Consider the following 22,496-nt stretch of genomic DNA (forward strand, 5'->3'; position numbering starts at 1 on the left):
CCCGCCCCCCGCGCGCGCGCTCCGGCGCGCGGGGTGGCCGCCCCCGCCCGCCCCCCCGCCCCCCCCCCCCCCCCCCCGCGACGGTGATCCTCGCGTTCGTCCGGACCCTGGCGGTGCTGCCGCTCGGCTTCGGCCTCGCGCTCGGCGGCGCGCTCGGCCGGCTCGCCTGGCACCTCTCCTCGCGGATGCGCCGCGAGATGCGGGCGAGCCTCGCCGCGGCCTTCCCGGCGCTGGACGTCGCCGAGCGCGACGCGATCGCGCGCGCCAGCCTCGTGCACCTGGGCTGGCTCGGCGGCGAGGTGATCACGCTGCGGAGCTGGGCGCCGCGCATGGACGAGTACGTCGAGGCCACCGCCGAGGCGGTGTCGGCCCTGAAGCGTGCGCAGGCGCGGGGCACGGGGGTGATCCTCGTGCTCGGGCACATCGGGAACTGGGAGCTCACCTGCCGGCTGTCCCGCTACGTGCAGCCGAACGCGGTCATCGCCAAGCGGAGCTGGCACGCGAGCATCGACGCGACGGTCGCGCGCGCCCGGGCCGAGAACCACGTGGAGACGTTCTGGCGGGACGACCCGGCGACGGGGCGCGCCATGCTGAGGCTGCTCAAGCAGTCCGGCACGCTCGGCATCCTCATCGATCAGGACATCCGCGGCGTGCAGAGCGTCCACGTGCCCTTCTTCGGGCGCCCCGCCGCGACCCCGCGCGCCGCCGCCGACTTCGCGCTGCGCTTCGGCGCTGCCGTCCTGGTCGTGACCTGCCACCGGCGGGGACCGCGCCCCGGCGACGGTCACCGCCTCGAGGTGACCGAGGTCCCGTACGACCGCGAGCCGCTGGACCGCGAGGCGGAGGTGATCCGGCTCACGGCCGCGTGCGTCGCGCTGCAGGAGCAGGCGATCCGCCGGCATCCCGCCGAGTGGGTGTGGATGCACCAGCGGTGGAAGTCGGCGCCGCCGGCGGCGTAGCCCGTCACGCCCGTCACGCCCTCTCGCCCGCCCCGCTCCCCGCTCCTCCGCGGGGATCGGTTGCGTGGGCGTGGCGCTGATGGCGCATCAGCGCGTCCGCCAGGGAGAGGGGCCCGGAGGCGATCTCGTCCTCGTCGAGGACGATGACGTCGGGCGACGCGGGCGGGGGCAGGTTGGCCGCCGCGACGACGAGCAGCGCGGCCGGCACGAGCTGCCTGAGCCAGCTCAGGATCGGGCGGGTCCGCCCGCCAGGGTGGAGCACGATCACGAGCTGCGAGGATCCCGATCCCGTCGAGTGCTCTCGGAGTGCGTTCATGCGGGGACTGCCTCCTGCTCGCGGCCTTCGCGTCATCGGCACTCGCGCGTCCCGCGCACCTCTCGCGCCGCTTCGGCGTGCGGTGCGCGGGACGCGTACCGGCTCAACCCAGGTCGATCGGGACGAAGATGCGCGCCTCCCCCCGCTCGACGAGCAGCGCCACGTGCTTGTCGGCCTTCGCGGCGAGCCCCCGGAGCTGCTCCACGCTCGTCACCGGGGTGCCGTTCAGCGCCAGCACCACGTCGCCGGGCTGGATGCCGGCGCTGGCGGCGGGGCCCTGGACGTCCTCCACGAGCGCCCCGCCCGCCACCCCGACCTGCTGCTGCTCCTCGGGCGTCAGCGGGCGGACCGTGAGCCCGAGCCGCCCGTGGTCGTCGCGCTCGGGCGCGGCGGCCGCGGTGGCGTCCTTCGCCTCGCCCACCTGGATCTCGAGCTCGCGCTTGCGGCGGTCACGCCAGACCTCCAGCTTCGCGCTCGTCCCGGGGCGGAGATCGGCGACGCGCGGAGGCAGGTCGGACGAGCTGGAGACCTCCTTCCCGTCGAGCGCGAGGATGACGTCGCCGGGCAGGAGGCCCGCCTTCGCCGCCGGGCTCCCCTTCTCCACGGCGCTCACCAGGGCACCGCCGGTCTTCGGCAGCCCGAAGGACTCGCCCAGCGACTGGTTCACGTCCTGGACCGTCACGCCGAGCCGGCCGCGGACGACCTTGCCGTGGGCGAGGAGCTGCTGCTCGACCTTCATCGCGACGTCGATCGGGATCGCGAAGGACAGGCCCATGTAGCCGCCCGACTGTGAGTAGATCTGGGAGTTGATCCCGATGACCTCGCCCGCGGTGTCGAACAGCGGACCGCCGGAGTTGCCGGGATTCACCGCCACGTCGGTCTGGAGGAACTGCACGTACCCCTCGCCCGGGAGCGAACGGGACCGCCCCGACACGATGCCGGCGGTCGCGCTGTTCTCGAACCCGAAGGGCGAGCCGATGGCGAGGACCCACTGGCCGACCCGGGTCGGCGCGGGATCGCCGGTCTTCACGACGGGCAGATCCTTCGCCTCGATCTTCAGCACCGCGACGTCCGTGCTCTTGTCGACGCCGATGACCTTGGCCGGAAACTCGCGCTTGTCGGTGAGCTTCACCTTCACCTCGCTGGCCCCGGCGACGACGTGGGCGTTGGTGAGGATGACGCCGTCGTCCCTGACGATGAACCCGGAGCCGAGGCCGCGCGTGAGCTGGTGGTCGTTGCCTTCCGGCACCCGGAAGCGCCTGAAGAACGGGTAGAGGGGATCGTTCGGATCCAGCTGCCCGAACGGCGAGCCGGCCTGGGCCGTCTTCACCATGCCGGTCGTGCTGACGTTCACGACCGCCGGCCCGTACCGCTGCACGATGCCGCTGAAGTCCGGCAGCGCCGCGGCTGCGGTGGGCGCGGCGACGGGGACTGCCGGTGCGGGCTGCTCCACGCCGGCCGTGGGGGCCGAGGCCATCGCGCGGCCCCGGTAGAGGTAGCCGCCGGCGAGCGCCGCGACGAGCGCGGCGGTCACGGCGGAGCCCTGGATGAATCTGCGTGGCATGTCTGCTCCTTCCATTCGTGCCCTTCTGTCGAGGGCTCGGAACGAACGGTAAGGGGCGAGGCTTAAGGGGTGCTTAAGGCCGGCCGTCCTCGCCGGGTACCCGCGCCGGCGGCGTGGCCCCGGCGTCGGATGGCGCCTGCGCCGCGAAGCGGGCCGGGAAGTCGACGCGGGCGGTGAGTCCACCTCCGGGCGTGTCGCGAAGCACGACGCGCGCTGCGTGTCGCTCCGCGATGGCCTTCACGATCGCGAGCCCGAGGCCGCTGCCCGTGTCGGAGCCGGCGCGGCGGTAGAACCGGTCGAAGACCCGCTCGCGCTCCGCCTCGGGGATGCCGGTCCCGTGGTCCGACACCTCGAGGTAGGGACGATCGGCCTCGATCCCGGCGTCGACGTCCACGCGCGCGCCGGGGGGCGAGTGCCGGATCGCGTTGTCCACGAGGTTCGCGAGCAGCGTCCGCAGCGTCGCCGGATCTCCCGCCACGACGGCGTCCTCGGCGGCCTGCCCCGCGCCGAGGTCGATCCGCCTCGCCTCCGCCAGGAGCGCGTGGTCCGCGACGGCCTGCGCCACGAGCTCGGACAGGCTCACCGGCTCTCCCGCCAGGGCCGCGCCGGCGTCGGGCCCCGCGCGCGCCAGCGTCAGGAGCTGCTGCACGACGTGGGTCATCCGGCCGAGCCCCGCGCGCAGATCGGCGAGCGCCGCGGCGTGCCCCGCCGTGTCGGGGGCGCGCTCCACGAGCTGCACCTGCAGGTCCAGGGCGGCGAGCGGCGTGCGCAGCTCGTGCGCGGCGTCGGCGACGAAGGCGCGCTGGGCGGACAGCGCCGCGCCCAGGCGCGCGAGGAGATCGTTGAGCGCGCGCACGAGCGGGATGGCCTCCTCCGGAGCGCCGGCCTCGCCGATGGGCTCGAGCGCCGCGGGAGTCCGCGAGGCGACCTCCCCCGCCAGCCGGTTCAGCGGCGCCAGCGCCCGGGCGACGATGTTCCAGATCAGCAGGGCGAGCAGGGGCAGCATGAGGAGGACCGGGGCGAGGGTCCGCGTCGCCGCGGCGACCGCGAGCGCCTGCCGCACGCGCACGGGCTGGGCGACCTGGATGACGAGGTCCCCGAGCTCGACGGAGTAGACGCGCCAGTCGCCGCTCCGGGCGCGCACCGTCGCGAACCCCAGCTCGGCGCTCTCGGGCAGGCCTGCGACGAGCCTGGAGCGGTACAGCCGCCTCCCCTCGCGGTCCCAGATCTGGATGACGAAGTCGAGCTCGGCGTCCTCGCCACCCACCACCGCGCCGCCCCGCGGCGCGCGGTCACGCAGCGTGAGCGCGATCTGGCGGAGGTGGTAGTCGGAGACGGCGTCGATCTCCTCGCGCGCCATCCGGTAGACCACCAGGGCGGCGGCGAGCGTGACCGCCGCGGCCGACGCGAGGAGCGCCACGAGCAATCTCCGGCGGAGCGATCTCACATGCGCCTCGGGACCATGTAGCCCACCCCGCGGAGCGTCTTGATCCACTCGGCGCCCAGCTTGCGGCGGAGCGCGTGCACGTGGACCTCGACTGCGTTGCTCGCGACCTGCTCCGACCACCCGTAGAGCCGCTCCTCGAGCCGCGCCCGGGAGATGGGCCGGCCGGGGTGCTCGAGCAGCGCGTGGAGCAGGGCGAACTCCCGGGCGGACAGGGTGACCGGGGTGCCGGAGAGGAAGACCTCGTGGGTGGCCGGGTCGAGCGTGAGGGGTCCGTGCTCGACGAGGGGATCCGCGCGTCCGCTGGCGCGGCGCTGGACCGCCCGGATGCGGGCGGCCAGCTCGTCGAGGTCGAAGGGCTTCACGAGGTAGTCGTCCGCCCCCGCGTCGAGCCCCGCGACGCGCTGCGAGATCGCGTCCTGGGCGGTGATGATGAGCACCGGCACGCTGCGGCCGCGGCGGCGCAGCTCGCGGAGCACCTCCAGGCCTCCCTTGCCCGGCAGGCCCAGGTCGAGGAGGACGACGTCGTACGGCTCCCCTGCCAGCGCGAGGTCCGCCTCGCCCCCGTCCCGGACCCAGTCCACGGCGTGCCCGAGCTGCCGGAGCCCGCGCCGCACTCCCTCGCCCAGCATCGAATCGTCTTCGACCACGAGGACGCGCACCGGCTCATCATAGCGAGCGGCGGCGGAGCGTACCGCCGCGGTGGGTCACGCCCGCTCTGCGATCGCGAGGAAGACCGGGAAGGCGCGCGCGCCGTCGGCGGTCTCCCTGACCACCTCGTGCACGGTCGAGAACCGCACGTTCCGGAAGCCGCTGCGCTCCATCCGCGCCCCGAGGTCCGCGCGCTCGAACCCCTTGTGACCCGAGAAGCCCGGGCCGTGAAACGAGCCGTCCTCCGCGTCGAGGTCGGCGATGCAGAGGACCCCGTCCCGCTCCAGCAAGCGGTGAAAGGCGCCCAGCACCCCGTCCGTGTCGGGGATGTGGTGGAGGGTCATGAGCGAGCAGACGAGGTCGAAGCGCAGGTCGGGCGGCGGGCCCGCCGCGAGGTCGAGGTACAGCGTCCTCGCGTTGCGGACGCCGCCCGAGGCGATCTTCTCGCCTGCGACCGCCAGCATCTCGCGGGAGCTGTCGGCGAGCGTCACCTCGCGGACGAGCGGCTGGAGCGCGAGGCCGAGGAGCCCCGTCCCCGCGCCGTACTCGAGCACCGCCTTGCCCGAGAGCGACGGGACGACGGACGCGATCGCCGCGGCGACGCGCTGCGCCCGCTCCACCTTGGAGGCGTCCTCGTCCCAGGTCCTCGCCCGGGCGTCGAAGTCGCTCGGAGGGCGGGTCAACGCGCGCTCCAGCGGTCGGGCACGTCCACGACGAGGAGCCGCTCCGCCTCGCCGAGCTGCTCCGCGCGCGGAGCAGCGTGATCGGTGCTCGACGTCGTCATCCCGCTCTTCATGCCTGCTTCGAGCCGCGCCTCGCGACGGAGATTCCGGACCCGTCCCGAGAGAGACGAGGCGTTCGTGGACCGGCGTACTCCCGGCCGGCCGTGCAGGGGCCGGCGGGCGCTACCGCCGGGCGACGCGCGCGCGGCTCGGGCGAAGCGCCGAGACGACATGGTGCCCGCGCCGGCGCGTGACGTACGTCTCGCCGCGAACGACGACGTGGTCCTCGAGATCGCCCTCGCAGGTGACGAGCAGCTCACCCTCGAGGCAGGTGATCGCCACGGGGGCCGATCCGACGCGCACGCTCCTCGCGTCGGTGAGCTCGAGCCTCAGCTCGAGCGGCGCGCGGGTGCTGCGCGCGGAGTCCTGCTGCTCCCACGCTCGCCCCCACGTCCAGTCCCAGAGCCGCGGGTTCAGTCGCGCCATCGCCGTCGCCCGTGCAGCCTTCATCGCTCGTCTCCTCCGCAAGAGCCGAGGCGATGATGCGACCGGTCATGAAGGGAATGCCATTCGGTTGTGAGGGGTCGAAACCTTCCGGAATGAGCCTGCGACAACGCGTCCACGGAAGCTGGTTAGGCATAGACGCCTCGGCCCGGCTAGAATGGAAAGCGATGGCCCGAACCCCCTGGAATCTCGACGAGATCGACCTGAAGATCCTGAAGTTTCTCCAGGTGAACAACCGAATTTCCAATCAGGAGCTGGCGGGGAAGATCGGACTGTCGCCGCCCGCCTGCCTCGCGCGCTGCCGGCGGCTCCGCGAGCAGGGCGTCATCAAAGGGGACGTCTCCCTGGTCGATCCCGCCGCGCTCGGGTACAGCGTCTTCGTCCTGATGCGCATCGCGCTCGAGCGTCCCCGCGAGGACCTGCTCGCCGCTTTCGAGAAGAAGGTCCGGGACTTGCCGGAGGTGCTGCAGTGCTGGACGGTCACGGGTGACGTGGACTTCGTCCTGCTCGTCTGCGCCACCTCGATCGAGGACTACCAGCGCTTCGCCCGCACGGTCGTCGCCGCCGAGCACAACATCAAGAGCTACGCGAGCGACGTGATCCTCTCCACGACGAAATCCAGTTTCGCCCTGCCGATCCCCTGAGGAGCCGGCGCCCCGCGAGACTTCTGGGGCTCGCGGGCGCGCCCGCCCGGGCCTTCTTCTCGAGTCGACTGGAGACGAGGCGCGCGCGCCGCTATCTCAGCGCCGCGCCGTGGTGCCGGCGCACCACCGATCGGGGAGCAGAGCGTTGGAGGTTGGCGACCAGAGCTGCAAGTTCGTCGCACGGCTGTCCCTCCTCTCGAAGGTGGGCGCGCTCGCCGCGACCCTCGACTACGAGGAGGTGCTCTCCGCGGTCGCGCGGCTGTCGATCCCGGAGCTCGCCGACTGGTGCATCGTCGACTTCGTCGAGGACGGCGAGGTCCGCCGGATGGAGGTCGCTCACCGCGATCCCAGCCGCGCGCCGCTCGCCGCCGCGCTGCGCGGCTTCCCGCTCGATCACTCCGCCCGGCGGAGGCTCCCGGCCTCGCGGGCGCTGCAGTCGGGACGCCCCGTGCTCGTCCCGGACTACGGCGACGACACGCTCCGCGCGGAGACCGAGGGCGAGTACCTCGCGCTCGCCCTGCAGCTCGGGGTTCGCTCGGTGCTCGTGGTGCCGGTCACGCTCTCGAGCTCGCTCGCGACCATGACCTTCCTCACGACCTCCGAGTCGGGGCGGCGGTACGGACAGGAGGACGTCGCGCTCGCCGAGGAGCTGGTGCGGCGCGCCGCGCAGGTCGTCGAGAACGCGCGGGTGCACCAGCGGCTCAGGCAGACCGAGGAGCGGATCCGCGTCGCGCTCGCCCACTCCGACATCACCCTCTTCGAGCGGGACCTCGGGCTGCGCTACCGCTGGCTGTACAACCCGCCCTTCGGCTACCCCGCCGCGGAGATGCTGGGGCGCACCAACGCCGAGCTGATCGCGCCGGACGAGGCGGCGCGGATGGACGCCCTCGACCACCTCGTGCTCAGGACCGGAGCGCGGATCCAGGAGGAGCTGCAGGTCTCGGACCGTCGAGGGCAGGTCCATCACATGCTGGTGTCGGAGGAGCCGCTGCGCGACGGCTCCGGCGCGATCGTCGGCATCACCGGCGCGGCGAAGGACATCACCGAGCAGCAGCGCGCGCAGGAGCAATTGGCGCGGGCGCTCGTCTTCCGCGAGCAGATGATCGGCATCCTCGGCCACGACCTGCGGAGCCCGCTCGGCGCGGTGCGGGCGCTCGCCTCGCTCCTCCTCCGCCGCGAGGACCTCGCCGAGAACGTGCGCGAGAGCATCGGCGAGATCGATCGCGCGGGCGCGCGGATGCTCGAGCTCATCGGGACGTTGCTCGACTTCACCCACAGCCGCTTCAAGGACGGGCTGCCGATCGCCCCCGAGCCGACGGACCTGCACGCGCTGTGTCGCGCGGTCGTGGGCGAGCTCCGGGCCGCCCAGCCGGAGCGGGCGATCGAGCTCGCGCTGGAAGGAGACGGGCGCGGCACCTGGGATCCGGGGCGGATGGCGCAGGTCGTGTCGAACCTCGTGGCGAACGCGCTCGAGCATGGCGCGAGGCACGGCTCGGTGCGCCTCTCGGTCGGCGGCGGCGACGAGGAGGTGGTCCTCGAGGTGCTGAACCAGGGACCGGTCATCCCGCCGGAGCTCATGGCCGTGCTGTTCGAGCCCTTCTGCCGCGGCTCGCCCCGGCGCGCCTCCCAGACGCGGGGGCTGGGCCTCGGGCTCTACATCGTGAGCCAGATCGTGACCGCGCACGGCGGCGCGGTCCAGGTGGAGTCCACGCCCGAGCGCGGGACGCGGTTCACGGTCCGTCTCCCGCGGGCGAGCGGAGCCGCCGCTGCGGGGCGTCACCGGGAAGCCTGGGACGAGGGCGCAGCCGCGGGCGCGTGAGGGGCGAGCGTCGCGGGCACCGGGGTCCTTCGCTCGCGGGGACGGACCCGCCGCTCGAGGCGCCACAGGAGTGCTGGGGCCGCGGCGGCCAGCGCCACGGCGAACCACGCCGCGCGATCCATCCCCGCGAGCCTGCCGCCGGGCAGCTGCTCGAGCACGCCCGCCGCGAGGAGCGCGCCCGTGGCCGACCCCAGGTGCTGGACGACCGACTGCGCCGACATGAAGCGGGCGCGCTCCTGGGGCGCGGGCACCTGGCTCGCGAGGGCCTGCATCGGCACCATCCGGAAGCTGCTCGCGGCCATGAAGGCCACGAACAGGGCGAGCGCCGGCGGCGCCCGGGACGGGAAGACGAAGGCGGCGAGCACCACCGCGACGAAGACGGCTGTCCCTCCTGCCGCGGTGACCGCCGCGCCGAAGCGGTCGGCGAGGCGGCCGGAGAGCCGCATCACCGCGAAGCTCACCGCGCCCCCCGCGACGAAGAGCAGGCCCAGGTGCTCCCGCGGGTAGCCGAGGTTGTACTGCCAGTAGGCCGCGATGTTCGGGACGAGCGCGAACTGCGCCGTCATGACCGCGGCCGTCGCGCCGAGCGCGAGCGCGACCGCGGGACGGCGCAGGAGCGCGCCCGTGCTCGAGCCGGGCTCCGGGCGCAGGCCGAGGTGCCGCCGGAGAGGTGGCAGGAGGGTGACCGCAGTCGCGGCGAGCACCGCCCCGAGCGCCGCCACGGCGAAGAACGGCATCCTCCATCCGCCCAGCCGCGCGAGCTCGAGGCCCGCCGGGACGCCCAGCACGGAGGCCAGCGCGAAGGCCCCCATGACCGCCCCCATGGCGCGTCCGCGACGCTCGGCCGGCACCACGTCCGAGATGATCGCCAGCGACAGCGACGTCGCCGGCCCGCCGAAGGCGCCCGCGAGGATCCTCGCCCCCAGCATCGACGAGAGGCTCGTGGCGAACGCGCCGGCCGCCGTGCCCACCACGAGCCCGCCGAGCACGACGCCGAGCGCCTTGCGCCGGTCGAAGCGATCGAGGATCAGGGCGCCCAGCACCCCGCTGAGCGCGGCCGCGGCCGTGTAGCTCGCGCCGACCAGGCCGAGCCGCGCGTTCGGGATGCCGAGGGCCCGCGCGAAGTCGGGGCCGAGCGGCATCACCATCATGAAGTCGAGGACGTTGACGAACTGAACCGCGCCGATCAGGAGGAGGAGCCGGCGCTCGGTGATCCGTTTCCGCATGGGGATCACCGTTGCAGCCCTCGCGCCAGGGAGCGCACGTCGCGCCTCGGGGCCGGACCCGCCGTGGGCGCGGGCTTCGCGCTCGCCCCTCCCCTTCGAGCCGTGGGCGCTGCGCCGAGACGCCGAGCGATCCGCTCAGGCCTTGAGCTTCTTCAGCTCCTTCTCGAGGCGGCGCGCCTGGGCCTTCTCGTGGACGCGCGCCTCCATCCACTCCGCGTGCCGGGCGAGCCGCTCGGTGACGATGCGCAGCACCCGCTCGCGCGCGTACCACTTGCGGTCCGCCGGGACGAGGTGCCAACGCGCCCTGGCCGTGTCCGTGCGCTCGAACATGTCGTCCACCGCGTCCACGTACGAATCCCAGCGCTTGCGGGCGCGCACGTCGGCGTCCGCGAGCTTCCACTGCTTGTAGGGATCCTTCAGCCGCTCCTCGAACCGGCGGAGCTGCTCGGCCTTGCTGATGCCGAGGAAGATCTTGACCACGTCGATCCCGTCGTCGACGAGCGTGCGCTCGAACTCGTTGATCTCGCGGTAGGCGCGCTTCCACTCGGACTTCTTCGCGAGCCCGTCCACGCGCTCGACCAGCACCCGGCCGTACCAGGTGCGGTCGAACACGGTGAGCGTCCCCGGGAGCGGCAGGTCGCGCCAGAAGCGGTACAGCCAGTGCCTGCCCTGCTCGTCCGCAGCCGGCGGACCGATGGGCACGACGCGGACGCCGCGCGGATCGACCGCCTCGGTGAGCCGCCGGATCGCGCCGCCCTTCCCGGCCGCGTCGAAGCCCTCGACCGCGATGATGGCGCGCCGGCCGGTGTGGAACATGCCCTGCTGGACGAGGAGCATGCGGCGCTGCAGCTCCTCCACCTGGCGCTCGTAGGCGTCCTTGGACGAGACCTTGGGGAACGCGTCCTTCGCGAGGAGGCGGGACAGGGACGGGTGGGCCATCGGAACCCTCGGAGAGCTCCGACGAGCCTAGCACGCGCGATCCGCCTTGCCCGCGCTCACGCGGACCGCGAGAGCTCCGCCGCGCTCGCGCCCGAGGCGACCCGACCGGGCAGGATGGCCCTGACCGTGGTCCCCTTCCCCGGCACGCTCTCGTACTGCAGCGACCCGCCGTGATCCGCGATGACCGCGCGCGCCAGCACCACGCCGAGCCCGGTGCCGTCCTCGCGGGTGGTGAAGAACGGCGTGCCGAGGCGCGCCAGGGTCTCGGAGGACATCCCGCGGCCCGTGTCGCTCACCAGGAGCTGCGCCCCGTCGCCGCTCTCGCGCACCTCGACCGTCACCGCTCCGCCCGGCGGGGTCGCCTCGATCGCGTTCGCGACGAGGTTGAGGAGCGCCTCCCTGAGCCGGCGCGGATCGCCCTCGACCGTGGCGTCCCCGCGCGCGACCAGCCGGACCCGCGCCTCGCCCGCGATCGCCGAGAGCGCGAGCAGCGCGTCGGCGACGAGCGGCGCGAGCGCGAGCCGCGGCGCCCTCCCGCCCTCGCGGAGCCGCGTCGACGAGAGGTAGCGCCGCAGGATCTCCTGCATCCGCGCGACCTCGCGCTCGATGAGCACGAGGCGCTCGTGCGCGGGGGCCTCGGCCGGGTTGCGCAGCCCGAGCTGCACGAGCGCCTTCACGCCGGCGAGCGGGTTCTTGAGCTCGTGCGCCACCTCGACGCCGAGCGCGTCCACGCTCGCGCCCGGGGCCTCCGCCTCGGAGGCCGGCTCGGCGCCCCCGCGCGCGAGGATCCGGAGCCCGTCGCGCACGGAGAGGGTCGCGTCGGTGAACGCCCACGCGACCGCGAGCCCGCCGCGCGGCAGGACCAGCTCGTCGCCGGCCTCGAGCACGTGATCCTCGCGATCGCCGTTGCGCGTGACGAGCACCGTCCCGCGCTCGGCGCGCACGACCGACGCGACGCGGCGGCGCGGCAGCCTCAGGGTCGCGTTCTCCGCGAGGTCCCAGCTCTCGCGGGGGGAGGGCTTCCGGGTCGAACGCTCCGTCCTGGCCATGGTGTGCTTCCTTTCGCCTCTGACCGCTCTCCTGCGGCGGGACGGATCATTCGCCGCGCACCGGTGGCCCGCACCGCGCGGTCTTGCGCGCGGGGCGGGCACCGATGCGCGGCCCCGTCTAGAACCCGGGCTCCGGTCTCTCCGGACCGCCCTCCGCCGCCTGGTACGCGGCGCGGAGCGGACCGCCCCCCGTCGTCGCGGGCACCGGCTCCGGCTCGAGCACGCTCGGGGCGGTGGCCCGCCCCTCGGCGCGGTGGTCCCGGGCGATGAGGAGGTAGATGGCGGGCACGAAGAAGAGCGTGAACGCCGTGCCGATGGTCATCCCCGCGACGAGCACCAGGCCGATGCTGTTGCGCGCCTCGGCGCCCGGCCCGCTCACGAGCGTGAGGGGGAAGTGGCCGAAGACCGTCGCCACGCTCGTCATGAGGATGGGCCGCAGCCGCGTGACGGCGGCGCTCTGGACGGCCTCCAGCTTCGAGAGCCCCTGCTCCTGCAGCTTGTTCGCGAACTCCACGATGAGGATGCCGTTCTTCGCGACGAGCCCGACGAGCGTCACGAGGCCGACCTGCGAGTAGACGTTGAGCGTCGTCGTCCACCCGTCGGTGAAGAACCGGAGGGTCGGGTTCGGCATCTTGAGGAACATCATGACGAGCGCGCCGAACATGCCGAGCGGCACGGAGCCCGCCAGGATGACGAACGGGTCCCGGAAGCTGTTGAACTGCGCGGCGAGCACGAGGAAGATCAGCACCACCGCGAGGAGGAACGCGGGCAGGAACTTGTTGCCCTCCGTCCGCAGCTGGCGAGACTCGCCCGTGTAGTCGAGCTTGTAGTTCGCCGGGAGGATCTTCGCGGCCTCCCCCTCGAGGTACGCGAGCGCCTGGTCGAGGGGGCGGATCGCGACGCCGCTGATCTTCACGGCGTTGAGCTGCTGGAAGCGGTTGAGCGACCGCGGCGTGACCGAGTCCCGCAGGGTGGCGATGGAGGCGAGCGAGACGAGCTGCCCGCCCGGCCCGGTGACGTACACGTCCTTCAGCTGCTCCGGGTTCAGCCGCTCGGAGCGCAGGATCTGGGGTATCACCTTGTAGCTGCGGCCGTCGATGCTGAAGCGGTTCACGTAGTTCCCGCCGACCGCGGAGGCGAGATCGCGCCCGACCGTCTGGAGATCGAGCCCCAGCTCCGCCACCTTGTTCCGATCGAGCTCGATCTCGGTCGAGGGCTGGTCGATCTTCACGTCGATGAGCGGCGGGAACGCGAACATCCCGCTCGCCGTCGCCTTCTCCTGGAGCTTCTTCGCGAAGTCCAGGATCTCGGAGCTCTCCGCGGTCGAGGCGATGATGAACTCGACCGGGAACTGGCCGCCGCCGGGGAGCGCGGGCGGCAGGATCGGGAACGCCTGGATGCCGGGGATCGCGGCGACCTTCGCCTGGATCTGCGGGAGGAGCTCGAAGGCCGACCGCCCCCGCTCCTCCCACGGCTTGAAGACCGCGCCCCAGAACCCGTTGTTCGGGAACGTGACCTGGAACGTGAACTGCGACTCCGGGAACGCCATCACGCTCTCGTTCACCTTGTGCACCGAGGGCACGAGCTGGTCGAGCGTCGAGTTCGCGGGCGTGTTGACGACGCCGAAGATGTAGCCCTGGTCCTCCGTCGGGGCGAGCTCCTTGGGCGCCTGCGTGAACATCGCGAGCGCGAGCAGGCTCACCACGATCCACGCGGTGTAGATGGAGCCGCGCGACCGCAGCGCCAGCGCGAGGTGACGGGCGTAGATCGCCTTCAGGCGATCGAAGCCCCGGTTGATGCGCCCCGCGAGCCCGCGCTCCTCACCGCCGCCGCGGAGCAGGTACGCGGACATCACCGGCGAGAGCGTCAGCGCCACGACGCCCGAGATGGCCACCGCGCCCGCGAGCGTGAGCGCGAACTCCCGGAACAGGGCGCCCGTGAGCCCGCCCTGGAAGGCGATCGGCGTGTACACCGCGGCGAGGGTGATGGTCATCGCGATGATGGGCCCGACGAGCTCCCGCGCGCCGCGGAGCGCCGCGTCGACGGGACTCATCCCGTCGCGCAGGTGTCGCTCGACGTTCTCGACGACCACGATGGCGTCGTCCACCACGAGCCCCACCGAGAGGACGATGGCGAGCAGCGTGAGGAGGTTCAGGGTGAACCCGAAGACCTGCATCAGGAACACCGCCCCGATGAGCGACACGGGGATCGCGACGACGGGCACGAGGACCGAGCGCAGCGAGCCGAGGAACAGGAAGATGACGATGACGACGATGAGCAGGGTCTCGGCGAGCGTCCGCTCCACCTCGCTGATGGCGTCCCGGACGTAGGTGGTGGCGTCGAAGGCGACGCGGGCCTGGATCTGGTCCGGGATCTCCTTCTGCAGCGAGTCGAGCTCCACGCGGACCCGCTTGATCACGTCGAGCGAGTTCGCGTTCGGCAGGGCCCAGACGCCGATGAAGACGGCCGTCTGCCCGCTGAAGTTGGTGAGCGCGTCGTAGTCCTCCGCGCCGAGCACCACGTCGGCGACGTCACCGAGCCGGACGACGGCGCCGCCCTGCTGCTCGCGGATGGGGAGCTGCTGGAACTCGCGGGGCGAGCGGAGGTCCGTGTTGGCGGTGAGGTTGACCTGGACGAGCGAGCCCTTCGTCTGGCCCACCGCGGCCTGGTAGTTGTTCCGGGAGAGCGCCTCCCGGATCTGGGCCGGGCTGACGTTCAGGGCCGCCATGCGGTCGGGCTTGAGCCAGATGCGCATCGCGAAGGTGCGGGCGCCCAGGATGTCGGCGCGCTGCACGCCCTCGATCGCCGAGAGCCGCGGCTGGACGACGCGGACGAGGTAGTCGGTGATCTCGTTCTGCTTGAGCGCCTTCGAGGAGAAGGAGAGGTACGCCGAGGCGAGCGCGCTGTCGGCGGACTCGATGGTGATGATGGGGACCTCCGCCTCGGGCGGGAGATCGCCGCGCACCTGGTCCACCTTCGCGCCGATCTCGGCGAGCGCCTTGGTCGCGTCGTAGTTGAGGCGCAGGCGCGCCCGGATGATGGAGACGTTCTGCTTGCTCTCGGACTCGATGTAGTCGATGCCGTCCGCCGCCGCGATGACGCGCTCGAGCGGCGTGGTGATGAACCCGCGCACGAGCGAGGCGCTCGCCCCGACGTAGTTCGTCGTGACGATGATCTGCGCGTTCTCGCTGCGCGGGTACTGGCGGGCGTTGATCGTCCGGATGGCCTGGACCCCCGCGATGACGATGACGAGGCTGACGACGATCGCGATGACGGGGCGGCGGATGAAGAGATCCGTGAACTTCATGTGGTGGCCTCCGGCTCACTCTTCGGTCGGCTTGGGTGAGAGCTGCGCGTCGGGCGCGAGGGCGTTGTTCACGGCGACCGAGGCGCCGTTGCGCAGCTTGAACGCGCCGCTGCTCACGACGGCCTCGCCAGCCTTCAGCCCCTCCGCGACGGCGACGACGTCTCCGCGCCGCTCCCCGGTACGGACGAACTTCTGGCGGGCGACGGTGGTCGTCCTCCCCGCGGCGTCCTTCTTCTCCTCGATGGCGTAGACCGAGTCGCCGTAGGGCGCGAAGATGACCGCCGTCGCGGGGACGACGAGCACGCTGCGCTTCTCCGAGGAGAGCACCTGCACGTTCGCGAACATCCCGGGGCGCAGCCGCCCGTCCGCGTTCTCGAACGTCGCCCGCACCCGGACGTTGCGCGTGGCCGGGTCGACCTCGGGGTTGATGGTGGTGATCTCCCCGTCCCACGTAGCGTTGCGGAACGCGTCGACGACGAGGCGCGCCCGCTCGCCGGCCTTCAGCTCGGCGAGCGCCTGCTGGGGCAGCCAGAAGTCCGCGTAGATCGGGCTCACGGACTGGAGCGACGCGATGGGGGTCCCGGGCGCGACGACCTGGCCCAGCTCGACCTGGCGGATGGCGACGCGCCCGTCGAACGGGGCGCGGATGGTCTTCTTGGCGATCGTCGCGCGCAGGTTCGCGACCGTCGCGTCGGCCTGCTTCGCGCGCGCCTCTGCGGTGTCGAGATCGGCCTGGGCGTTGGCCTCGCCCTGACGCAGCCGCTTCGCCCGCTCGAGGTTGACCTTCGCGAGCGACGCCTCCGCCACCGCCGAGGCGAGCTGCGCCTCCTCCGCGGAGGTGTCGAGCTTCACGAGCACGGCGCCGCGCTTCACCGAGGAGCCGGACTCGAACGTGATGTCCCGGACCGCGCCCGGCAGCTCCGCGGAGAGCATCACGCCGCGGACCGCCACGAGCGATCCGATCGCCGCCCGCGTCGCCTCCCACTGCGTCGCCTCGACCTTGGCCGAGGTGACGGCCTCCGGCGGCGGCACGAAGGACTCGCCCGCCCGCACCATGGTGACGATCTGGCCGGCCTTCACCCCGACGAGGATGCCGACGACCGCCAGCAGACCGACGATGACCACGACCCACTGCTTCTTGCTCTTCATGGACGCCCCCGACGGGATTCGGAAACCACGGGAAACTGCAGACGCTGGGCCAGACGACGGATGCGCTCTGTCAGCAAAACGGCGCGGCTCGAGGCGTGGCGGGCAGGGGGGTGCTGAGCGGATCGCTCAAGCCGTGAGCACCCCCTGCCGCGACGGGGGCTGCCGATCATGGCGCTCCCCCCCCCGGCGGCTCGAGGAGGCTCTCGCCCGCCGCGAGCCGCAGCTGCGCGCGCGCGTTCACGAGGTCGGCGTCCGCCTGGATGCGCGCCGCGTCGGCGCCGAAGGCGTCGCGCTGCGCCTGGAGGAGATCGATCTGGGTCGCGGCGCCGGCCCGGTACCGCTCCAGCGCGAGCTCGGAGGCGCGCGCGCTGACCTCCGACTGGACACGGGCGGAGCGGCTCCGGGCGATCTGGCTCCGCACGGTGCTCCAGGCGCGGTGGATGTCGTCGTGCGCCGCGAGCCTCGCCCGCTGCTCGCGCGCTCGCGCGACGTCCGCCGCCGCGTCCTGCGCGCGGATGCCGGCGAAGGTGGTGAGATCGAGCGACCAGCTCAGGCCGACCACGGCCTGCCAGGAGGCGTCCCGGCCCGCGAGGCCCTCCGCGCTGGTCACGCGCTCCGTCAGGCTCGCGCCCAGGCTGGGGGCGAGCGTGAGCCGCTGCGCCCTCGCCTGCTGCTCCGCGGCCTCGCGGCCCTCCATGGCCGCGGCGAGCGCGGGGAGCTTCTCGTCCGGCGGCTGGAAGCGCTCGAGCGGCGGCTCCTCGTGCAGGTCGTCGGTGAGCGGACGATCGCCGTCGAGCTCCGGCGCGATCCCGGTCAGCGACTGGAGGGCGCGCGCCGAGAGCGCGACCTGGAGCTCCGCGCTCGCGAGCTGCTGCACGTTGCGCTCGACCTCGCCCCGCGCCCGATCCACGTCGAGGAGCCCGGTGGAGCCGGCCTGGTGGCGCTCGTCGGCGATGGAGAGGCTCGCCCTCGCCACCTCGAGCGCCTTGCGCGACGCGCCGACGAGCGCGCGGTTCGCCAGGAGCTGGAAGTACTCCTGTGACACGAGGGCCTGGACGCGGAGCTCCGTCGCGGCCGCCTGCGTCCCCGAGGCGCGGGCGCCCGTGCGGGCCGCGCCGATGCGGGCGAACCGCGCGAGGTCGACGAGCGGAACGTCCAGCGTGGCGGCGCCGTCGAGCTGATCCTTCGGCGTGATCGTGACGCGCGCCGGGGGCCCGCCCGCCGCCCCCGGGAGCTCCAGGGTCGTCTCGAACTGGTTGCGGGTGTACTGCCCCTGCAGCGACAGGCGCGGCAGGGCACGGCCGAGCTCGGCGTCGGCGTCGGCGTCGAGCTGCCTGCGCGCCGCGCGGGCCTCCGCGTTGTCGGGGCTCGCGCTCCGCGCACCGCGCAGGAACTCCTCGAGCGGCTGCAGCGCGCTCGCGCGCCCGGCCACTCCCAGCCAGAGCGCCGCGAGCAAGACCTTCGCCTGCATGACGACTCCTCCCTCGCGACCTTCCGCGTCGCAGCGTTCCCCGCGCGCCGTCGCGCTCTCGCGACGCTCGCCGGCGGAAGCTGCGGCACCACCGTGTCGCGCGCGCTTCCGTGAGTTGAAGTTCCATGAAGACGAGGAGGGCCCCGGCGATCGGGCCGGAGGCCCTCCTCGGTCCGCGGGGCGCGCGTCGCGCGCGGTCCGCGGCGCCGCTCGCGTCAGAACTCGTACCCGACCGACGCGCCGACCGACCACCGCTCCATGCTCGCCGGCGCCTGGCCCGTCGCGAGCGGGAGATCCTCGTTGAAGCTCGTGCGGTAGGTGAACCGCGCGTCGAGGAGGAAGCGGTCGTAGCCCACGGTGACCCCTCCGCCGAACGGGACGACGCCGATCTCGTCCGAGTCCTTCACGCCGGGCGCGGCGTCCCGGAGCGAGAGGTGGCTCCAGCCGATGCCACCGAAGGCGAAGGGCTCGACGAGCCAGGCGCCCGTGGCATACGGGTACTGGAGCCGCAGCACGGCCTCGGCGCCGTTCGTCAGGAGATCGGAGCCCGATCCCTTGGCGTTGAGGGCGGAGCCGACGTAGGCCAGCTCGGCGCCGACGAAGGAGCGGCTGCCGATCCCGAGCCGGGCGTCCCACGTCCCGCCGACGTCGAAGCGATCCTTCACCGCGCTCTCCTTGAAGTCGGTCACCCCGCCTCCGAAGAGCACGTACTCGCCCAGCGGCGTCAGGAGCCCGTCGGCCCCCGCGGCGCGCCAGCCCTGGGCGCTCCCGATACCCGGCGCGGCGACCACGAAGAGCGCCGCGACGAACGCGAACCTCGATCTCTCAGCACGCATCTCTCATCTTCCTTCTCCGGCGAGCGCCGGTGCGGTCCTGCGTTGAGGCGTCGGCGTTGCCGACGCCGAGACGCGGTTGCAGTTCGCGGGCCACGCCATACACCCGCGGGAAATGCGAGGTTTCCCGCTCCGCGCCGTTCGCGATCCCCACAGGCCGCGCGGCTCGGCGCGCAGATCGCTCAAGCCCTGAGCACGCACGCTCGCGCGGTCCCGGCGCCGCCGCACGGCGCGCGAGGCGCGGCGCAGGGTCGATGCGTCGGATCCGAGCGCACGCGCGCGAACGCCGCCCGTGAGTCGCGGGCGGCGTTCGCGCGGTGGAGCGCCTGCAGTGGAGCGCGCTCGGGTGGGCGCGTCCGGCGAGCGGCGCGCTCGGCGGCGCTATCCCGCGCCGCTGCCCGCGAGGCGCGCGCTGCGCCCGGGGTGCACGAGGCTGGCGGCGAGCCCGGCCACCACCGACGCCGTCAGGACGAGCGCCGAGCCGGCGGCCTCCGGCTTGAGCGTCATGAGCGCCAGGATCCCCAGCCCGATCGCGATCCTCACCCGGAGTGACCCCGTCAGCGCGGCGCTCCCCTGGCCCGCCCGGAACGCGGGCGAGAGCACCGCGCCGTCCTCCGTCGCGAGCGCCGCCCGGAGCCGCCGCATCGCGCGCCCGCTCACGCCGCCGCCCGCGATCCCCATCCCGACCATGCCGATGAAGGCGGCGAGGATCCACGGCCGGTGGCCCCAGGTCGTCGCCATCATCCAGGCTCCGGAGGCGAGCGCCACGAGCATCGCGCCGGGGAGGAGGCGCCCGGGCAGCGCGTGCAGCCGGAGCCAGACGCCGGCCTCACCCGGAGTCTCCGCCCGCCGGAGCCCGCCGAGCGCGACGGTCTCGATGCCGAGCGCGACGTAGACGCCGACTCCGGCGAGGACGTGGAGGAACATCAGGATCGCATACGTGTTCATGGGTCACCGCCTCTCCCGCGTCCGGCATTGCAGGTGGCGGGCCACGCCCTGCGGCGCGTCGGCGCTGCGAGCTTCGCGCCGGCGGCGCCGGCGCGAGCGGCGGCGGATGCGCAGATCGCTCCTTTCCTGAGCACCCGCCCCGGCGACGCCGTCGCGCCGCTCGCGACGGGCTCGGCTCGAGCGAGCGGTGCGGCGTCAGGCCGCGCCGCCGGCGCCGAAGTCCGCGGCGATCTCGTAGCGGCGGAGGCGCTCGGTGAGCGTGTTGCGGCTGATGCCCAGCCGGCGAGCAGCCTCCGACTGGTTGCCGCGGACGGCGGTCATCGTCCGGGCGATCACGTTGCGCTCCAGCGCGTCGAGCTGCTCCCGCAGGGTCCGGGCGCCCTCGGGATCGCCGTCGTCGCCGTCGCCCGCGGGGACGCCGCCGTCCCGAGGCGTGACGGGCTCCGCCGAGACGGTCGCGGTGAACGCGCTCGGCTCGAGCTCGCCGCCGCCGCTCAGGGCCACCATGCGCGCGACCACGTTCTCGAGCTGGCGCACGTTCCCCGGCCAGTCGGCGGCCCGCAGGCGCTCCACGAGCGCGGGGGCGAGGCGGACCTCCTCGGCCCCGAAGCGCTCCGCGTAGCGGTGCGCGAACTCGTGCGCGAGCGCCGGGATGTCCTCCCGGCGATCGCGCAGCGGGGGGACCACGAGCTCGACGACGGCAAGCCGATAGTAGAGGTCCTCGCGGAAGTGGCCGGCGCGGACCTCGGCGGCGAGGTCGCGGTTCGTGCACGCGACGATGCGCACGTCCACCTTCTCGACCCGCCCGGAGCCGACCGGCTGGATCTCGCCGTCCTGCAGGGCGCGCAGGAGCTTCGCCTGGATCGCGAGGGGGAGCTCGCCCACCTCGTCGAGGACGAGCGTGCCGCCGTTCGCCTCGGCGAAGAACCCGGGGCGGGCCTGGTTGGCGCCGGTGAACGCGCCGCGCGTGTGGCCGAAGAGCTCCGCCTCAGCCAGCTCCGCCGGGATCGCGCTGCAGTTGAAGCGGACCAGAGGGCCGTCCGCGCGCCGGCTCTGGGCGTGCAGCAGCGATCCGATGAGCTCCTTGCCCGTGCCGGTCTCGCCACGCACGAGGACGGTGATCTCCTTCGCCGCCACCCGCGACGTCGCGTCGAGGAGGTGCCGCATCTCCGCCGACTCGCAGACGACGCGCCGCCCGATGGCGTGCTCCGCGGTGAGCTGGCGGTTGCGCTGGCGCAGCCCGCGGGCCTCGACGGCGCGCTCCAGCGCGACGAGCATCTCGTCCACGTCGAACGGCTTCGTGACGTACTCGTACGCGCCCGCCTTGATGGCGCGCACCGCGAGCCGCTCCGAGCCGTGCGCCGTGAGCAGGATCACGGGGAGGCTCTCGTCGCGCTCGCGGACGGCGCGCAGGAGGTCCATCCCGTCCATCTCGGGCATGGAGAAGTCGGTCACCACCGCGTCGGCGCGATCGACGAGCTCGAGCGCCTCGGCGCCGGAGCGGGCGACGAGCGGCTCCCACCCGCGTCCCTGGACGAGCTCCCTCAGCGCGACGCGCACCGACGGCTCGTCATCGACGAGTAGGACACGCGGCATCGCACGCCCCCGTGGACACGCGCGGGAGGGTGACCTTGACGCGGGTTCCCTTGCCCGGCTCGCTCTCGTACCGCATCGACCCTCCGTGCTGCGCGATCACCGAGCGGGCGAGCACGACGCCGAGGCCGGTGCCGTCCTCGCGCGTGGTGAAGAACGGCGTCCCGATGTGCTTCAGCGTTTCGGGCGGCATCCCCCGGCCGTTGTCGCGGATCACGATCTCTGCCTCGTCTCCCGCCGGCCGGACCTCCACCACCACCTCGCCGCCCGGCGGCGTGGCCTCGATCGCGTTCGCCACGAGGTTGAGGAGCGCCTCCTTGATCCGGCGCGGGTCGGCCTCGAGCGTCGCGTCGCCCTGCGCGTACAGCCGCACGCGCGCCTCGTCGGCGCGCGCCGAGAGCACGACCAGCGCGTCCGAGACGAGCGGACCGAGCTCCACCCGCCGCGGCGTGACCGCCTGGAGCGGGCGCGTGAACGACAGGTAGTTGTGGAGGATCTCCTGCATCCGCGTGACCTCGCGCTCCACCACCTCCAGCCGCTCGTGCGACGGCGCCTCGGCCGGGTTCCGCAGCCCGAGCTGGACGAGCGCCTTCACGCCGGTGAGCGGGTTCTTGAGCTCGTGCGCCACCTTCGAGCCGATCTGCTCGAGGCTCTGGGCGCGGGCGAGCGCGTCGGCCGCCATCTCCTTGCGCGCCCGCGCGAACGCGTCGCGTCGCTTGCGGGCCCGCGCGTGGACCGGCGCGAGCAGGAGGCCGACGCCCAGGACGCTCACCAGCGTGAGGAAGGTGTGGGCCGGACCCGCGACCTCCGGCCCGGTGATGGAGCGCGGAAGGAGCGCGATGACGCCCACCTCGAGGGCGGTCGCGCCGAGCAACAGGCGCGTCTGGCGGCGGTCGCCGACCGCCGCCACGGCCGCGACGTACGCCCCCATGATCGTGAGGAGCAGCGGGCTGCGGATCCCGCCGGTGACGGTCACCGCCACGCCCATGGTGAGGAAGAAGCAGGCCTGGGCGGCGACGACGATCCAGGCGAGCTGGTCGATGTCGGCGTTCACGCAGAGCTTGATGTCGCGCTTGCGCCAGGTGAGGTAGTGAGCCTTCTGGACCGCCGCGGCGAGGGCCAGGATCACGATCCTGCCGGCGGGGTAGCCGGTCGCCGCCAGCGCCGCCACGGCGATCAGGTGGAAGACGACGGGGAGCAGGTCCTCGCTCGGCCAGCGCACGCCGCTGTGCACGGACGGCACCGCTCCGGCCGACCGGGGCACCAGGGGGGGCTGCAGGCGGGCGAACCCGATCATCGTGCTCGATCCTTCCGCAAGTTCCGGGCCGGACGTCAGGGTTCGCTCCATGCCCACGCTT

The 22,496-nt window shown here is 73.4% G+C and carries 19 protein-coding genes; 3 read left to right on the plus strand and 16 right to left on the minus strand.

What is annotated here, in order from left to right; genetic code table 11:
- The first annotated feature begins 83 nt into the window (after positions 1-83).
- Entirely contained in the window at positions 84-959 is an 876-nt protein-coding gene (locus MNZ39_RS07285; RefSeq protein ID WP_242336732.1) for a lysophospholipid acyltransferase family protein, read from the plus strand.
- A gap of 13 nt (positions 960-972) precedes the next feature.
- Here the strand turns inward: MNZ39_RS07285 and MNZ39_RS07290 are convergent, their stop codons facing one another.
- From MNZ39_RS07290 to MNZ39_RS07315, 6 genes are all read right to left on the minus strand, one after another.
- On the minus strand, positions 973-1,275 hold the full coding sequence (locus MNZ39_RS07290; protein WP_242336736.1) for a hypothetical protein: 303 nt from the start codon (positions 1,273-1,275) through the stop codon (positions 973-975).
- A 103-nt stretch (positions 1,276-1,378) separates the two neighbouring features.
- On the minus strand, positions 1,379-2,839 hold the full coding sequence (locus MNZ39_RS07295) for a DegQ family serine endoprotease (RefSeq protein ID WP_242336739.1): 1,461 nt from the start codon (positions 2,837-2,839) through the stop codon (positions 1,379-1,381).
- Positions 2,840-2,912: 73 nt separating this feature from the next.
- Entirely contained in the window at positions 2,913-4,259 is a 1,347-nt protein-coding gene (locus tag MNZ39_RS07300) for an ATP-binding protein (RefSeq protein WP_242336742.1), read from the minus strand.
- Positions 4,260-4,282: 23 nt separating this feature from the next.
- Positions 4,283-4,945: a response regulator gene (locus tag MNZ39_RS24850; protein WP_242336745.1), complete on the minus strand. Its 663-nt coding sequence runs from the start codon at positions 4,943-4,945 to the stop codon at positions 4,283-4,285.
- 45 nt (positions 4,946-4,990) lie between these two features.
- Positions 4,991-5,617 (minus strand): class I SAM-dependent methyltransferase, encoded by a 627-nt coding sequence (locus MNZ39_RS07310; RefSeq protein ID WP_242336748.1) that lies wholly within the window; start codon positions 5,615-5,617, stop codon positions 4,991-4,993.
- 222 nt (positions 5,618-5,839) lie between these two features.
- Positions 5,840-6,166 carry a DUF2917 domain-containing protein gene (locus MNZ39_RS07315; protein WP_242336752.1) on the minus strand — a complete coding sequence of 109 codons (327 nt, stop codon included), beginning with the start codon at positions 6,164-6,166 and terminating at the stop codon, positions 5,840-5,842.
- Positions 6,167-6,327: 161 nt separating this feature from the next.
- Here MNZ39_RS07315 and MNZ39_RS07320 point away from each other — a divergent pair, with 161 nt between their 5' ends.
- Positions 6,328-6,804, plus strand: coding sequence for an Lrp/AsnC family transcriptional regulator (locus tag MNZ39_RS07320; protein ID WP_242336755.1), 477 nt, complete (start codon positions 6,328-6,330; stop codon positions 6,802-6,804).
- A gap of 145 nt (positions 6,805-6,949) precedes the next feature.
- On the plus strand, positions 6,950-8,623 hold the full coding sequence (locus MNZ39_RS07325; RefSeq protein ID WP_242336758.1) for an ATP-binding protein: 1,674 nt from the start codon (positions 6,950-6,952) through the stop codon (positions 8,621-8,623).
- On the opposite strand, the gene MNZ39_RS07330 is transcribed toward MNZ39_RS07325, so the two are convergent.
- The 10 genes from MNZ39_RS07330 to MNZ39_RS07375 form a co-directional block, all read right to left on the minus strand.
- Positions 8,581-9,849, minus strand: a complete 1,269-nt coding sequence (locus MNZ39_RS07330) for an MFS transporter (protein WP_242336761.1) — start codon at positions 9,847-9,849, stop codon at positions 8,581-8,583. The genes MNZ39_RS07325 and MNZ39_RS07330 overlap by 43 nt on opposite strands.
- 135 nt (positions 9,850-9,984) lie before the next feature.
- A complete protein-coding gene (locus tag MNZ39_RS07335; protein WP_242336764.1) occupies positions 9,985-10,788 on the minus strand; it encodes a polyphosphate kinase 2 family protein in 804 nt (267 codons plus the stop codon).
- 56 nt (positions 10,789-10,844) lie between these two features.
- Positions 10,845-11,837 carry a HAMP domain-containing sensor histidine kinase gene (locus MNZ39_RS07340; protein ID WP_242336767.1) on the minus strand — a complete coding sequence of 331 codons (993 nt, stop codon included), beginning with the start codon at positions 11,835-11,837 and terminating at the stop codon, positions 10,845-10,847.
- Positions 11,838-11,955: 118 nt separating this feature from the next.
- Positions 11,956-15,144 carry an efflux RND transporter permease subunit gene (locus MNZ39_RS07345; protein ID WP_242336770.1) on the minus strand — a complete coding sequence of 1,063 codons (3,189 nt, stop codon included), beginning with the start codon at positions 15,142-15,144 and terminating at the stop codon, positions 11,956-11,958.
- A gap of 15 nt (positions 15,145-15,159) precedes the next feature.
- Positions 15,160-16,293 (minus strand): efflux RND transporter periplasmic adaptor subunit, encoded by a 1,134-nt coding sequence (locus MNZ39_RS07350; RefSeq protein WP_242336773.1) that lies wholly within the window; start codon positions 16,291-16,293, stop codon positions 15,160-15,162.
- 166 nt (positions 16,294-16,459) lie between these two features.
- A complete protein-coding gene (locus MNZ39_RS07355) occupies positions 16,460-17,764 on the minus strand; it encodes a TolC family protein (RefSeq protein ID WP_242336776.1) in 1,305 nt (434 codons plus the stop codon).
- Between the two features lie 215 nt (positions 17,765-17,979).
- A complete protein-coding gene (locus tag MNZ39_RS07360) occupies positions 17,980-18,600 on the minus strand; it encodes a hypothetical protein (RefSeq protein ID WP_242336779.1) in 621 nt (206 codons plus the stop codon).
- Between the two features lie 378 nt (positions 18,601-18,978).
- Entirely contained in the window at positions 18,979-19,545 is a 567-nt protein-coding gene (locus MNZ39_RS07365; RefSeq protein ID WP_242336782.1) for a hypothetical protein, read from the minus strand.
- A 195-nt stretch (positions 19,546-19,740) separates the two neighbouring features.
- Positions 19,741-21,141: a sigma-54 dependent transcriptional regulator gene (locus tag MNZ39_RS07370; protein ID WP_242336786.1), complete on the minus strand. Its 1,401-nt coding sequence runs from the start codon at positions 21,139-21,141 to the stop codon at positions 19,741-19,743.
- Positions 21,116-22,435, minus strand: coding sequence for a nitrogen regulation protein NR(II) (locus MNZ39_RS07375; protein ID WP_242336789.1), 1,320 nt, complete (start codon positions 22,433-22,435; stop codon positions 21,116-21,118). Before MNZ39_RS07375 ends, MNZ39_RS07370 begins: the two co-directional genes overlap by 26 nt.
- Positions 22,436-22,496 lie beyond the last annotated feature (61 nt).

Origin of the sequence: Anaeromyxobacter sp. SG66 (genome assembly GCF_022690805.1) — a bacterium.
In the GTDB taxonomy this organism is placed as follows: domain Bacteria; phylum Myxococcota; class Myxococcia; order Myxococcales; family Anaeromyxobacteraceae; genus Anaeromyxobacter; species Anaeromyxobacter soli.